Source organism: Sporosarcina sp. FSL W8-0480 (assembly GCF_037963765.1).
In the GTDB taxonomy this organism is placed as follows: Bacteria; Bacillota; Bacilli; order Bacillales_A; family Planococcaceae; genus Sporosarcina.
Genome location: NZ_CP150166.1, coordinates 1,477,765 through 1,492,962, shown reverse-complemented (window position 1 = coordinate 1,492,962; position 15,198 = coordinate 1,477,765). Strand labels below are relative to the sequence as shown.

Below are 15,198 nucleotides of genomic sequence, written 5' to 3'. Positions count from 1 at the left end.
GGCTTAAAGGAGAACTCTTCGAGGGAGAACGAGAACTTTTTTCGCGTTAATGAGAACTATTTGGATGAGAATGAGAACTCTTTTCACGTTAACGAGAACTCTTTAGGGCTAAACGGGAACTAATTGTACAAGAACGAGAACACAGTACGCTCCGCGGCAAAGTCTCAAAAGTTAATACCGCATTAAATATTATTTCTCTAAAACGTTCCATGGTATGATTAAGAAATGAACGTTTCATTAGAATGATCTTTAAGGAGTGAAGCATTTTGGATAAAAAAGAGAGACAACTCTTTGATTACTATTACAATCAATTTGCAGAAAGACGCTTTGACGAAAAGGACGTCTTAAGCTTTTTATTATTTGTAAAAAATGATGTACAAGATAATAAAGTGATGCAAGAGCTTGGGAATTTTATTGTACATAGGGAAAATAATTTGGGGTATGTCAAAGATTTTTTCGATGACTGTAAGGAGATCATTAATAATCTTGGAAAAGGTAAACCTAAAAAGATTGAAACGATGTTCACTTTTAAAGAGATTCGAAACGGGTTCAACTCATTATTCGTCGAACATGGTTTGGAAAAGCTGTCACATGATGTAATTAACGACCTTATTCTATGCATTATTTCATTACTGCAAAATGTTAAATTAGTATCTGGAAGCCTGCAGAAAGAGGTTGGCCACTTAAGTTTCGCGGCATCCAGCAAGGAATTATTTTTAATGGGCAATATGAAAACCTTGCATAAAGGACGTTTCATTCCAGTAACTTTCCCTGTTTTGTCCGTGAAAAACATTTATGAAAAAGTGAAACCACAAGACGAGAAAGACACCCCGTATCTTTTTGATGATCAAATTATTGAAGTTATCAACAATGATGGAGAAATGATGATTACATTTCCTGCATTGTAAATACATCAGTTTGAGGGAGCCAATTTGTTGGCTCTTTTTTTGTTCAAACCTTGTACAAAAATACCCCCCTTTTTGTGATGTATGTCACTAAATCGGGTATTTAATTATCCTATACTCGATTTGTAAAGGTACCTGTGCATGACGCATTTATGACAATTCACTACAATGTATAAAAATTCATATTAATTAATGGAAACATTGTTTATACAGTGTTTCCATTTTTATTTTTATACATTTTCAGTGAATATTCACGATTGTGTGTGGCACAGGTACCTTTACAAAATGGGTACCTTTACAACATGCATTAATGGTAAACTGAATATACAAACTAAAACAAGTCTGGGAGGTGAAACGTTGAAAATTGTTATTGCAGGTGGGACGGGGTTTATTGGAAATAAATTAATAGACCTATTCCTGCAGGAAGGCCATGAAGTGGTTGTTTTAACGAGGAAAGCAAGGCCACCTTCTATGAATTTGTCATATGTCGAATGGCTAAAAGACCATACGAGTCCTGAAAAGGAAACCGAAAATGCCGATGTGTTCATTAATTTGGCTGGCGTTTCAATAAATGATGGAAGATGGACGGAGAAACATCAAAAGGAGATTTACGACAGTAGGATGGTCGCGACGGATGAACTGTTCAGGATCATTTCCGAAATGACCCAGAAACCTTCCGTATTTATAAACGCAAGTGCAATTGGCATCTATCCTGTATCTCTAAATGCTGTGTATACCGAGGATTCGACTGACACACCGGATGACTTTTTAGGCAGGACGGTTCGTGACTGGGAGGAAAAGGCAAGGCACGCAGAGGATTTCGGTGCACGTACTGTCTTCATGAGATTCGGAGTTGTTTTAGGAAATGATGGCGGCGCGCTGCCTCTCATGGCATTGCCATATAAACTATTTGCGGGCGGCACGGTTGGATCGGGTAAACAGTGGGTTTCATGGGTTCATGTCGTTGATGTGGTTCGCGCGATTTTATTCGCCGTTGAAAATGATCGTTTGCGTGGTCCAGTGAACGTCACTGCCCCTTCCCCAGCTAAAATGAAAGATTTTGGCAAGACGATTGGCAGTGTATTAGGCCGTCCACATTGGATTCCTGCACCATCTATCGCTATGAAATTGGCATTAGGGCAAAAGAGTAAGTTGGTCCTTGAAGGGCAAAAGGTATTACCGAAAGTGTTATTGGAAAATGGTTTTGATTATGAATTCCCGGATTTGGAATCAGCTTTGAGGGATTTATTGACGTGACATTGTCTATGTATTTGTGAAGGGGGAAAGCCCCCTTCGTCTTTAGTACTAAAAAGTCTTCGTCATAAAAACCTGCGATATTAGGGTATTTTCAAAACCGCTTGATACCAAAGATGAAACGACACGGCCATCCCCTTTTAAGAAATTATAAGTTGAGCGATTGATTGGCTTGTCATATTCCAAGGCGTGAGCAAGGAGTTTGGTGCAAGCGTCTTCATTCCCATTTTCATTCACCTGAAATAAAGTGATACCTTCCGCCTCATTCCCAAACACAGACTTTTTACGAATCAAACAAGCGGCCTGCACAACACCATTCTTTTTAATCACTACAACTTCCCCACCTAATTTTGGCGTTCCACTTACATCAGTTTGCCAAGGCACAATGCCTGAAAATAAATCTGATCCTATCGCTTGTGCAGCTGAAAATCTTATCAACTCATAGCCTTCAAGATCAGGCAACCGACCCGTTAACACTCCGTTTGCACGCAAAAAGAGTAAATCATCCTCAATTTTGTAACCACATTTTTCATACAAAGAGATTGCCGGTTTATTTTCAGAAAGCGCCTCTAATGTTGCTAAAGAAACATCACATTCCATTAGACGTTTTTCCGCTTCCTCCATCAATGGGTACCCGAGCCCCTTCCCGCGGTATTCGGGAATGATGCCCGTTCCCCCATTCCAAGAGATTTTCCGACCATCCACTTCCCTTATGCCTTGAAGTACAAATCCGATCGGTTCCGCTCCGTCAAATGCAACGACGGATAATGCTGGAGACAAACCATCATTTCCAAAACGGCCTATGAATGCATCGAAAGATAAATTCATTGGCATTAAATAACCTTCAAACCCACGATTAAACAGAACATGGGCTACTTCAAAACTTAACGAAGACATTAACTTATACGAAATGTTCATGGATTCCCCCACTTTTTTGTTTTTATCAAAAAGAAGTTAAGCAAACAGGTTTGTTGGTAGGCAGAAACCATCGATCTAATTGCATTGCCGACCAATTATTCACTTTTACCTTTCCATGCTGGACTAATTTCTCAAGACTGACACAGCCCATCCAATAGGAACTCAAATCTGGAATCGCAATGCTAAGGTCAACTTCATCCGGTGCATTGGATGATTTTACTATACTCCAAGAACCTTCGCTGAATGTTAACTGGTAGCTACCATTCTGCTGTGGCATAAAAGAATCATGTACATATAAAGAAATCGTTGTAGGATTTTCAGGTCGATCCAACGAATTAAAGTTAATTTGTTCTACAAATGACTCGATGGAGCTAATTCTATACATGATTCCAGTACCAACCGTTCCGATTTCATGATACACACTTGGAATCAGTCGATTGCTATCGTTTCGAGGATCATCAAGTTGATAGACGAGTGATTCATCATGCGTCCGAACGATTACACGATCGACTTGATCCTGTTGGGAATGAATCCATGTACACATATCCATGAAAGCACTTGGCTTCGTCCATACCCATTCAAGGATATTCATATCATGGTGAAGAAAATGACTATCTTTCACAGGCTGCAACGTATATGCAAGTGCACCAACTAACGCCTCCCCTTCATACACTCCGACATAATGTGAACCTTTTTTCTTAATTAAATTTCGTTCATGCCAAGTCCGCTCCATCATTCCATGGTGCATCGATGCAAATTCATTGTAGACAGCAACAATCTTTTCCTCATCAGCCGGAGACAAAAAAACTACTTTTTTTCTATCACCACTGTTTGGAAAACTTGTAGGCCTCAATTTATATTGGTAGCGGGTTGGTCCATAACCGTATCCCATCTTTTGATAAAAAGAAGTGTTAAAAGGGTATAACGATACAATCCCGACATTTTCATGTCGTGCAAGCTCGTGAAAATGTTGCAGCAACCGTTTAGCTACTCCTTCTTTTTTATGGAAAAAGTGAACCGCCACCGTGCCAATTCCCCAAGTCCGTACAATCTTTCCATTCACATTCCCTTTAAGTTCGTGAAGTTTGTATACACCTAACAGCTCATTCTGTTCATTAAACAACCCGTAGTACTTCAAGTTATTTTCAGATTCAATTTCGATAGTCAGTCTTTCAATAAATCCTTTTTGAGCTTCCTCACCCGATATTTGCATCCCCGGATACGCCATCGCTATCAGAGAAGCCGCTTGCTCTAAATCACTTTGAGTTAATAAACGAATCACATACATCCCCCCTCCCAAAATTATAAATCTTTGAATTATGGGAGTAAACAAGTAGTTCACATAATCGTAAAGGCACCTCGTGCACGACACATTCATGACAATTCAATGAAGTGTAAAAAAACCCAATGCAGCTACGAAGTCATCGCTACATCGGGATTTATACTTTCCTTTTATACACTTCAGCTAAATATTCACTATTGTGTTTCACACAGGTACCTTTACAATTCGCTTACTATTTTGCGGATACGTTCACTTTGGCACCATTTTCGATTGTATTCCCTATCATGCATCCTCTGATGGCGGATTTAATTAGTTTTTCTTTCACTTTTCCATCTAATTCTGTTCCGAAAATTATTTCTACGTCTATTTTTTCAAGGCGTGAAGGTCTTCCATCAGCTTTTGTAGCATCCACATTAATTACATATGAGTCTATAGGTAAATCATCACGCTTGATCAGCGCATCCAGCGTTAAACCCATGCAAATACTAACGGAACTCGTAATGTAATCTACTGGGCTGTAGCCTTCCACTTCATTGTCAGAGGCTGCGGCAATTGTTGTAACCCCTTTTTCATTTGTTATTTCATGGGGTCGATTTTTTGTTTTTTTTAATGTAATCATTTATTTTCCCTCCAAAATTATAAATGCATCCACCATTACTATTTCCTAAATTGCTGAATTATGCGTAGGGAAGTAAGGCAAGATTCCAGATCCCTTCCCCTGCCTAATTGTTTTAGATTAAAAAAAGCAACCCCATGAAAATCGGGGGTCGCCTATTTAATGTGGCAGAAACGCCAATTGATAAAAGAATAATATTGCGAACACATAGAGAAGAGGATGGACTACACGCCATTTCCCCGTAACTATCTTCAAAATCGGATAAGAAATGAACCCTAACGCGATCCCTGTCGCAATACTTGATGTAAGAGGCATGCTTAAGATGATCAAGAACGCAGGGAAAGCCTCATCGATTTCATCCCACTTAATCTTCGCAATAGCACCCATCATTAAGCTACCTACGATAATTAATGCAGGAGCTGTAATTGAAGATAAACCTGAAACCGTACTAACAAGAGGTCCAAAAAATGCTGCAATGATGAAGAGAATTGCGACAGTCACTGTAGTGAGACCAGTTCGCCCTCCTGCAGCAACACCTGCAGATGATTCGATATAAGCACTTGTTGGTGTCGTTCCGAACATAGAACCAGCAGTAGCTGCAACGGAGTCCGCAAGTAGTGCTTGGCGCGCTCTTGGCATTTTATTATTCTTCATCAACCCTGCTTGCTGAGCAACGCCGACCATCGTTCCAGTTGTGTCAAAAATCGTCACCATAAGGAATGAAAAGACGACCGGGAACAGCATATGTTGCCATACATCCGTGAAGGCAGTGAACGGATTCGAAATGATAAGCCCTTCCGGAAGGGACGGCATTTGGACGAAGCCTTGATCGAACGAAAGATGTCCTGTGAAAAAGGCGACGGCTGCCGTAATGATCATGCCTAAGAACAATGCCCCGTGCACCCTTAAAGCCATCAAAATGAGTGTTACAGTAAGTCCAAGCAAAGCAAAAAGGACAGTTGGCGAATGAAGATCGCCAAGAGCAACCAGGTTCGATGGATGGGACACGATCATTCCAGCTTGTCTCATCCCGATGAAGGCGATAAACAAGCCAATCCCCGCCGTAATTCCATGTTTCAAGTTATCCGGAATGGCTTCAATTAGCACTTTACGGAAAGATGTCAGAGACAAAATCACGAAGATTAATCCAGCGACAAAAACTGCGGCGAATGCTGTTTCATACGTAATCCCATTTGTACCGACGACAGAATAGGCGAAATACGCATTCATTCCCATCCCTGGCGCAATCGCAATCGGATAGTTTGCTGCAAGTGCCATCCATAAAGTCCCGATGACAGTCGCGATAATCGTTGCTGTGAACACTTGGTCAAAAGGTACGCCTGCATCTTTTAAGATGATCGGATTGACAATCACTATATAGACCATCGTAAAGAAGGTCGTGAAGCCTGCAAGGACTTCTGTTTTAACAGTTGTATTGTTTTCTTGTAATTTAAACAAAGAGAAACTCCTCCAAAGACGAACATTGTGTAATACAAATCATATATTATTCGTTTTTATAAGAATTAGCAAGTGTTTTATTTAAGTAGTGGAGTTCCGCTTGAATCGTATTCATATACTATAATGAAAGGAGGGTAAACTATATGGATAGAATGATTTTATTAATGTTGGCTAGTATATTGGCTGCATTTACATTGGTCAGGGTTCCTTTAACTGGTACCTTTTTAGCGGGTATAGAGCCAATCACTGACATAATTGGCATAGTAGCAATATTACTATTCTCCCTATTCCTCATCTATAAGGGTTTGAAAGGACTATTAGGGAAATATTGATATAATTATTATGAAAGTCGACAACAAGTGTTTCGTCGACTTTCTTTTTTATTCCTTCCCTTATTTTCTACGTAAGATATAGTTAAAATTAGTGAATCTTTAGTATCAATAGATGATAATACGGTTAAAGACTTTTTATTCATTTAGGAGAAATGGAGAAGTGATGTTGTCGTGTGTTTGATTAATTTTCATGTCCAAGACCATCCGATTTACCGATTGATCGTGGCGGCGAACCGGGATGAGTTTTATGAGCGCCCTACTGCCCCGGCCCATTTTTGGGAGGACAAGCCGTATTTATTGGCAGGCAGGGATTTATCACAAAAAGGAACATGGCTTGGCATTACAAAAAATGGACGATTTGCTGCATTAACCAATTACAGGAATCCTTCCGAACAGGGGAAGGACGTTCGGTCTCGCGGTGAAATCGTGACTAATTTTCTCGAATCCGATAAGACTGCCACCGAGTTCCTGGATTGTTTACAAAAGAAGCGTTCGGAGTATGCGGGTTTCAACGTGATTGCTGGTACTGCGGAGGAGTTGTTTTATTACTCGAATGTCGAAAATGAGGTGAAGAAGATCATACCCGGGACACATGGGTTATGCAATCATTTTCTCGATACACCATGGCCGAAAGTCGTAAAAGGGAAAGCAGACCTTCGGAACATTGTAGAACAAAACCGTGAAATTCATCCTAATGAGCTGTTTGATTTACTTCAGGATGCCGAACCGTTTCCTGACGAACAACTTCCGAATACTGGAGTCGGTGAACAACTGGAACGGATTTTATCTCCCCTATTCATCAAATCGGAAGGGTATGGCACCCGCTCATCGACAGTTTTGCTTATCGATCATGAAAATAACATCACTTTCGTGGAACGGACGTATCGTGACGGAGAATTCATGGAAGACCGTGTATTTAATTTATAATTTGAGAGCATGAGAATGGACCCTCGTGGTGAAAGAATGGGCTCTTGGGAGAAAGAATGGACCTTGACGGCGAAAGAATGGACCCTTGGGAGAAAGAATGGACCTTGACAGCGAAAGAATGGGCTCTTGGGAGAAAGAATGGACCTTGACAGCGAAAGAATGGACCTTTGGGAGAAAGAATGGACCTTGACGGCGAAAGAATGGGCTCTTGGGAGAAAGAATGGACCTTGACAGCGATAGAATGGACCCTAACGGCGAAAGAGTTGACCTTCGGATAAAAAAGTAGATTGCGCGGTATAAGTTTTAGGAATGTAGCAGTGCATTCGCCTATAAAAAATGATACTATTTGATGAGCAAAGGATTTTTCATGCAACAGGAGGATACAAAATGAGTAACGAAGATAATTTTTGGCTTGAATTACCGAAGCCATTTTTCATATTAGCACCGATGGAAGATGTGACCGATGTCGTGTTTCGTCACGTCATCGCCGAAGCAGCACCACCTGACGTCTATTTCACGGAATTCACAAACACAGAAAGCTATTGCCATCCGAACGGAAGAGAAAGCGTACGTGGTCGTTTGATGTTCACTGAGGACGAACAGCCGATTGTCGCTCATATTTGGGGCGATAAACCTGAGTATTTCAGACAGATGAGCATTGACATGAAAAAACTTGGTTTCCGTGGCATCGATCTTAACATGGGATGCCCGGTACAAAACGTTGCAGCAAACGGAAAAGGTGCTGGATTAATCCGCCGCCCAGAAGTCGCCGCTGAAATCATTCAAGCCGCAAAAGCAGGTGGATTACCAGTAAGTGTCAAGACAAGACTTGGCTACATTGAAATTGACGAGTGGCGGGATTGGTTACGTCATATATTCGAGCAAGATATTGCAAACCTGTCCATTCACCTTCGCACAAGAAAAGAAATGAGCAAAGTGGATGCCCACTGGGAGCTGATTCCTGAAATTAAAAAGTTGCGTGATGAAGTTGCACCAAACACATTGTTGACAATCAACGGCGATATTCCTGACCGCGCAACAGGGCTAAAATTAGTGGAGAAATACGGGGTTGACGGTGTCATGATCGGTCGTGGCGTCTTCACGAATCCATTCGCTTTCGAAAAAGAGCCAAGAGAACATAGCGTGAAAGAGTATCTCGATTTACTTCTATTACAATTGGACTTGCACGACAAATATTCAACTGAAGAAGAACCACGTCCGTTTAAGCCGCTCCTTCGCTTCTTCAAAATCTATATTCGCGGATTCAGAGGCGCAGCTGAGTTGAGAAATGAATTGATGAATACGAAAACGACAGATGAAGTTCGACGCATGGTGAAAGAAGTAATGGAAAAGGAATTGGATTTGAATTGATTATAAAAAAAGGTTGGAAATGTTGTCATTTTCCAACCTCTTTTATTATTGTGGCAGTGAAATTCTGTATAGCTTATCATCATTTCTCTTAGGATTTCCGCGCCCGTCCCGGTTATTGGTAATAAAATAAAGATAGTTATCCTTAACCCGCACATCTCGAATTCTACCGAGATCGGTTACAATCTTACGGTGCTCACTTGTTTTTAGGTCAAATTCCAAAACTGCTGTCCCTCTCAAAGCCGCAACATACAATTTCCCATTAAAATTATCCATCCCCGATGGTGCCCAAGTGGATTCGGCACCAGAAGTGAAAAGTGGTGAAACCATCCCTTCTCTCCCTTCAGTACCTTCAATAATCGGCCACCCGTAATTTTGACCCGCCTCAATTCGATTAATTTCATCATTTGCACTGTTACCATGTTCGCTTGCATATAGCGTTCCGTCTAACAACCAAGTAATTCCTTGAGGATTTCGGTGCCCATAACTATAGATATAGGAATCGGAAAATGGGTTATCAGTTGGAATGGATCCATCAAGATTCAATCTTAAAATTTTCCCACCTAATGATTTTCTATCTTGTGCAATTTCACGTTGGGAAGCATCACCTGTCGTTGCATAAAGTTTTCCATCAGGCCCAATTTTAATTCTTCCTCCGTGATGGTAGGAACCACTTGGGATTTTATCAAGAAGTAAATGTTCTTCCGTCCAAACATTGTCTTTCAGTCGAAGTGTTACAATCCGGTTAAATTGCCCTGTATGATCTTCGTACGTATAATAAGCAAAAGCTTCATTCGACTCCGTAAAATCTGGAGATAGGACAAATCCTAAAAGCCCTGCTTCCGCGGCTGTTGCAAGTTCTTTTTTAAGTTTTAGACTTTGCTGTTCCACATCTCCATTTTCTATTTTCACAATGCTTCCTGGTCTCTCCGTTATATAGAATGTATTATCAATGATTTCTATCGACCAAGGAACATTTAGGTCTCCGGCAACCACTTCCACTCCTACATTCCCTTGCACTTTTTGAGCACGTTGATGATTGTCTATCGAATGTTGTAGTTTATTTGAAGAGCACCCAACGAGCAAGATTGTGGCCAATATAAATGTGACTACGTTTGTCTTCATTTGTAACCTCCCCGTTTGCCTTCCACTATTTAGTTATATTATATCCTTTTTATTGTAAAGCCACGCTCCGTGCCGAAAACAATTTTTGTAGTCTAAGACTCTTGTCCAAAACCTCTTTCTTCGTATGAATAAGCGCTTAGAAATAGGAAGGGAGGTGAGAATTATGGGAACAGTTTTACCATGTTGTCCGGATTTGCAGCCACCTGCAGTCTTTTTTGATGTAACATGTATCGAAGGACGTCCGGAACAGACGACTTGCCATACACTTCAGCGAAGTTTGATTGGCCAGCCGATAATCCCGTGTGTGCAACATTGGCATTGGATTACGACCAGTTCTTCACTTTCCAAGAAGGCGTGACATTCAAAGAAATCGATGTTTTCGTCTTCCAAGCCGGACAACTTTTCGGCAGCACAATTTTAGGTCCATGTTTCGATTAATATGGAACTGAAATAGATCGGCCCCCATTTGACATTTTTCTGTCATGTGGGGGCTACTTTATTGATTCAACCGTATTGTCTTTATAAAGTAATCCTTCAAATCCAATTCAACTATAGGATAAAGTTTGGATAGAGGGTGTGAAGTGAATCACATAATATAGTAAATTGTGAATACACTAACCTTTTTTAAAGTACTTCAATTCCGTATACTGTTTTTCGATGAAAAAAGCCCTGTACATCTTTTTGATGTACAGAGCCTGTTCTATTTCATTATTTTATACCAATCACTTTTTACATCCACCAGCAATTACGTCTGCGATTATTAACCTCTCTGCATCGGCATCTAAAGTCATTATTACGATTAAAGTCATTGCGGCGATTAAAATCGTTCATCAGACCAAAATCATTGGAACGGTCAAATTCATTTCCTACCCTGTTGTCCCGATTAAATCTTACTCTGCGGCACTCACAGATTAGATCCACATCACTTCTGCGTCTGTTGTTGTCAAAGCACATATGTTCTCACTCCATTCATCGCATAATAAGCTGGCCAGCTCTTACTCTAATATATGGATAAGTGAGTCAACTGGAATGGACAAACAATATAGTTATCGTATCTTTTTGTATAAAAACCAAGTGATTATTCAAATACGCCGCTTCTGATCATTGTAAAGTCGATATGGACGTTCACTTTCATTTCCTTATACAATTCACGCCACTTTTCTTCTGTAAGTTTTGAATTTCGTACTGAGCTTCTGTAAATTTCGCCATACCCAAAAACATCCGAACCGATTTCTTGGCAATAAGCAATCACCCGTGAAATTTCACTTGATAGTTTCTTACTAATTGCTTTTTCAAGTTCTTCTACATTTTCAGCAGTTCCTATATTAACGTCTTCTTTTATTTCTAATATTCTTGACTGAATTGAAATATACAAGTCGAATTCAGGTTTTTTCGGGTCAACTAACTTCACTCTTTTTTTCGTTTTAATCGGATCAAAGACCAAACTTATCTCTTTGGAAGGATCTTTCACTACAGAAGATGACAATGCTTCACCACTAATTTTCAACTCATACATACCATTTTGATAATCGTCGCGACTTAGTTTCACGTAAAAACTATCTCCCACAGAAAGTTTACCGACCATCTTATCCTTTATAAACAAAGCGATTCCTGTAATATTCACCAACTCGTCATCTTTTTTTATAATGGGTAGCGCGATTTCCCTTCCAGTAGAATAATAATCGAAGGCCACTTCATGTAGTGTGGATGAAACCACTTGCTCACTTTTAATGTTTTGATCAAGCAGCTTGTAAACATGCTGGCCAATTTCATCAATATTTGGGTATTCGTATTCAAGTAACGGTCTTGTCTCACCCTCGACGACTGCCAAAAGTATGGCTTCACTTATAGCGGGGTTTTTTAAGGAGGTGTCAATAGAATAACCAATTCCTTTCTTGGCAAACTCATCACCGAATAACACACTCCTCAATTGTCCCGACACTACTTTCTCATGCGCTCTACGATTGATTTTTGAAAGTGTACCTTGGCTTGTATCATTTTCAGTGGTAATGATTGCAACATTGCTTTGCAATTCTGTGCCCACTTGACGAACAATGGCCGTAGTCTCCACTCCTCCCTCTTTTCCTAAGTCATAGCCCACAAGTGTCGTTAACGCTACTTCTTCAAGGATTTGAGTTTCTGCACAGCCGCCTATACTAAGGCTGACAACTAACAGGACTATAAAAAAACAAAACTGCTTCATTCTATTTGCTCCTTACGTGATTTAAGTTTCTTTTTCACCGTTGCAAATAAATATAAAATTATCGGATATACAAATACGATATAAAACGCTATTCGGCTATAGTAATCATTAAAAGTATTTATTTGAATTCGAGTTTTCATTGGTAAACTCACAAGTAAAATGATAAACGAAAATATCCAGACGAACTTTTTTGAACTTATGCTTATCAGGCGGCTCGTACCCCGAAAAGCAGCCCATAAAAACAGACAAAGATTCGGTAAAATGATCAACATCCAAAAACAAACCGCTATATACTCAAATCGTTCAATAAACGGAAACTTAATGATGCTAAATAACGACAAAGTTGCCCATATCGTCTTTGTTAATTGTTCCCCACTGAAATACATCAGGGTTACCAACATGATAGAGAGGTAAATGAAGGTCGTCGCGAATAATCCAAGATGAACATGTTTCTTTGCATTCTCTTTATCCTTTATAAAAGGATAAATTATATAAAGTATTTCAAATCCAATAATCGTGAAGCTCATCGTTTTTATGCCCTTTAGGATTGCACCTATATCAGCCTCTAAAATGGGGAGAAGATTTCTTGGCTCACTGTACTTTATCGGAAAGCCTAACATCGGTAAAAGCCCGATCGCAATTACGACACTAAAAAAAGTAATGCCTACAATTACCCGCACACCGCCCGTAAACGTATAAATGACGATAAGCAGTAAGGAAGCCGCAAGAAACCAAATGTCCAAGCTTGGAAAAACCCATGCTTGGACGACTTCAATATAGTTCCTTAAAACAGCGTAAAATGCGATCGAGCTATACAAAATATAAGAGATATTAAAAAAGTTCCCTATCCATCTGCCGAATATGTCTTGATGAATACCATATAAGTCACTTGAACCGTAAATTTCTAGTGTTTTGAGCATGAAGATTGCTATGATGTTGGTGGCAAGACCTGCAAGTAATACAGAAATCCACGCATCATGTTTTGCGTCCTGATACACAATCCGTTGAAATCCTTGTATCCCAATCCCTATCTGTGAGGAATGAATGATGAAAAATAGTAGAAAAGCATTGACCGTATCACTTGGGCCAATGTGAATCGGATTTTTCACTCATTTCACCTTCTGTTCATTTTTCTCGGGATTAACGGGTTCAGAATCATATTTGTTTACATTCTCCGGTCTCGTGTTTGACGGTCTGTTAGATGTAAATGGCAAAGGTAATCTGACAAGACTATCCCGCCAATCAATTAGGCGTGGAGGGTAAAAAGGTGCCATGTATGGCGAACCCAAACTTGACTGGCGTAAAAGATGGACAAGGATAAAACAAAATCCCAACATAATGCCGTAAAATCCCCAAAGACCTGCCAACAGTATTAATGGAAAGCGAATTATTCTGATGACGTTACCCATCATATAACTTGGCGTAGTGAACGAGGATAACGCCCCTAAAGCGACAATGATGATTAAGATATTACTCGTTATTCCTGCTTGAACAGCAGCAGTTCCAACGACAATACCTCCAACAATACCAATCGTTTGTCCAACTTTTGTCGGCAGCCTGACTCCCGCTTCTCTAAGCAGCTCTATAATAAATTCGATAAGCAGTGCTTCAAGTAAAGGCGGGAAAGGAACCAGAGCTCTTGATTCACTCAGCGGGACTAAGAGACTTTGTGGAATGACTTCATAATGAAATGTTAATGCCGCGACATATAAAGGGGTTAATAGAACTGATACTACGACCGCTGTAAATCTTAACAATCGGAGAAACGTAGCCATCTGCCATCGTATATTTAGATCTTCCTGACTTTGAAAGTATTCAATAAATGAAAGTGGACAAATGATCGCAAGTGTACTTCCATCCACAAGGACTGTTACTTTTCCATTCAATAGTTCCCCGCAAACCTTGTCCGGTCTTTCTGTTAGTAACATTTGGGGGAAGATCGATAACGAATTGTCGTCTATTAATTGTTCAAGAATTGAGCTATCTAATACAGAATCTGTTTGAAGATCTGTAATTCTTTGTCTCAGCGTATTTACGTTTTGTTCGGAAGCGACACCTTTAATGTATAGCATCGCAATCGATGTATTCGATTGATCGCCGACATTCAATTTTTCACTACAGAGATTCGGGTTTTTGATAAACCTTCGGATCAAAGTAACATTCCTTGACAGACTTTCATTAAAGGCCACTTGCGCACCGATTACCTGAGACTCATTTTCCGGGGATGATGGTTGGCGATCTTCAGGCAAGGGAATTGTCGCAGCTACAACTTTCGCGTACCCATCGACATGAATAAGAACACTGCCTTCCATCATCGCCGGTACGACTTCCCCCATTTTTTCAGCCAATTTTAATTGTGGAACAGTCACGACCGATGCAATAGTATCCGGAGACTCACTTGTCTGCTTCAACAGCTTGGGAAGGATATGATTATTTAATGTGTCAGTATCCACTATGTTATCTATATAGATGAGTGACAGATTCGGAGGTATCCGTTTGACAACTAAATCAGATGTGTGATGAACAGCATCACCCATAGCCCGAATAAAATCTTCGCCAACAGTCGGCACTGCCTCAACTGCGTCTCCTGTATTACTCGTTTCGCTATCGGTTAACCGTTTGTTGATGTAAATAGGTTTGGGTTTCTTTTTGAACACGATACACTCACCCCACAACAATCTTTGTTAACAGAATTGACTGCGGGAGGCCAATCTAAACATATCTTTGTCAGGTAGGGTTAATCGAGGAAGGGTTTTACCAATGGAAACTCGAAATAATACTAAAGTAAGCCATTACTATACTTAGGGGGA

14 protein-coding genes are annotated in these 15,198 nt (G+C 40.1%); 6 read left to right on the top strand and 8 right to left on the bottom strand.

The annotated features are described in order from the left end of the window. Positions 1 to 266: 266 nt before the first annotated feature. The gene (locus NSQ43_RS07745) at positions 267 to 908 is read left to right on the top strand and encodes a hypothetical protein (protein WP_339254488.1); all 642 of its coding nucleotides are present in this window, start codon (positions 267 to 269) and stop codon (positions 906 to 908) included. Between the two features lie 354 nt (positions 909 to 1,262). After that, complete coding sequence (locus NSQ43_RS07740; protein ID WP_339254486.1) at positions 1,263 to 2,162, top strand: TIGR01777 family oxidoreductase; 900 nt, start codon at positions 1,263 to 1,265, stop codon at positions 2,160 to 2,162. A gap of 48 nt (positions 2,163 to 2,210) precedes the next feature. Here the strand turns inward: NSQ43_RS07740 and NSQ43_RS07735 are convergent, their stop codons facing one another. From NSQ43_RS07735 to NSQ43_RS07720, 4 genes are all read right to left on the bottom strand, one after another. Then, entirely contained in the window at positions 2,211 to 3,077 is an 867-nt protein-coding gene (locus tag NSQ43_RS07735; protein ID WP_339254484.1) for a GNAT family N-acetyltransferase, read from the bottom strand. A gap of 25 nt (positions 3,078 to 3,102) precedes the next feature. Beyond that, positions 3,103 to 4,359, bottom strand: a complete 1,257-nt coding sequence (locus NSQ43_RS07730; RefSeq protein ID WP_339254482.1) for a GNAT family N-acetyltransferase — start codon at positions 4,357 to 4,359, stop codon at positions 3,103 to 3,105. Between the two features lie 232 nt (positions 4,360 to 4,591). Beyond that, entirely contained in the window at positions 4,592 to 4,978 is a 387-nt protein-coding gene (locus NSQ43_RS07725; RefSeq protein WP_339254480.1) for an OsmC family protein, read from the bottom strand. A gap of 156 nt (positions 4,979 to 5,134) precedes the next feature. After that, on the bottom strand, positions 5,135 to 6,433 hold the full coding sequence (locus NSQ43_RS07720; protein WP_339254478.1) for an NCS2 family permease: 1,299 nt from the start codon (positions 6,431 to 6,433) through the stop codon (positions 5,135 to 5,137). A 143-nt stretch (positions 6,434 to 6,576) separates the two neighbouring features. Between NSQ43_RS07720 and NSQ43_RS07715 the strand changes: the two genes are divergently transcribed. The 3 genes from NSQ43_RS07715 to NSQ43_RS07705 all read left to right on the top strand — a co-directional run bounded on the left by NSQ43_RS07715 (position 6,577) and on the right by NSQ43_RS07705 (position 9,063). After that, positions 6,577 to 6,765 carry a hypothetical protein gene (locus tag NSQ43_RS07715; RefSeq protein WP_339254476.1) on the top strand — a complete coding sequence of 63 codons (189 nt, stop codon included), beginning with the start codon at positions 6,577 to 6,579 and terminating at the stop codon, positions 6,763 to 6,765. Positions 6,766 to 6,936: 171 nt separating this feature from the next. Then, positions 6,937 to 7,692: an NRDE family protein gene (locus tag NSQ43_RS07710; RefSeq protein WP_339254474.1), complete on the top strand. Its 756-nt coding sequence runs from the start codon at positions 6,937 to 6,939 to the stop codon at positions 7,690 to 7,692. A 387-nt stretch (positions 7,693 to 8,079) separates the two neighbouring features. Further along, positions 8,080 to 9,063: a tRNA-dihydrouridine synthase gene (locus NSQ43_RS07705; protein ID WP_339254473.1), complete on the top strand. Its 984-nt coding sequence runs from the start codon at positions 8,080 to 8,082 to the stop codon at positions 9,061 to 9,063. A gap of 45 nt (positions 9,064 to 9,108) precedes the next feature. Here NSQ43_RS07705 and NSQ43_RS07700 read toward each other — a convergent pair whose 3' ends face one another. After that, positions 9,109 to 10,185, bottom strand: a complete 1,077-nt coding sequence (locus NSQ43_RS07700; protein WP_339254472.1) for a PQQ-dependent sugar dehydrogenase — start codon at positions 10,183 to 10,185, stop codon at positions 9,109 to 9,111. Positions 10,186 to 10,348: 163 nt separating this feature from the next. On the opposite strand from NSQ43_RS07700, the gene NSQ43_RS07695 reads away from it, so the two are divergent. Then, positions 10,349 to 10,543, top strand: coding sequence for a hypothetical protein (locus NSQ43_RS07695; RefSeq protein ID WP_339254470.1), 195 nt, complete (start codon positions 10,349 to 10,351; stop codon positions 10,541 to 10,543). Between the two features lie 720 nt (positions 10,544 to 11,263). Here the strand turns inward: NSQ43_RS07695 and NSQ43_RS07690 are convergent. The 3 genes from NSQ43_RS07690 to NSQ43_RS07680 are packed head-to-tail and all read right to left on the bottom strand — an operon-like array spanning position 11,264 to position 15,045. Then, a complete protein-coding gene (locus NSQ43_RS07690; RefSeq protein WP_339254468.1) occupies positions 11,264 to 12,388 on the bottom strand; it encodes a Ger(x)C family spore germination protein in 1,125 nt (374 codons plus the stop codon). Next, complete coding sequence (locus tag NSQ43_RS07685; RefSeq protein WP_339254466.1) at positions 12,385 to 13,497, bottom strand: GerAB/ArcD/ProY family transporter; 1,113 nt, start codon at positions 13,495 to 13,497, stop codon at positions 12,385 to 12,387. Before NSQ43_RS07685 ends, NSQ43_RS07690 begins: the two co-directional genes overlap by 4 nt. Beyond that, complete coding sequence (locus NSQ43_RS07680) at positions 13,498 to 15,045, bottom strand: spore germination protein (RefSeq protein WP_339254464.1); 1,548 nt, start codon at positions 15,043 to 15,045, stop codon at positions 13,498 to 13,500. Positions 15,046 to 15,198: the final 153 nt, after the last annotated feature.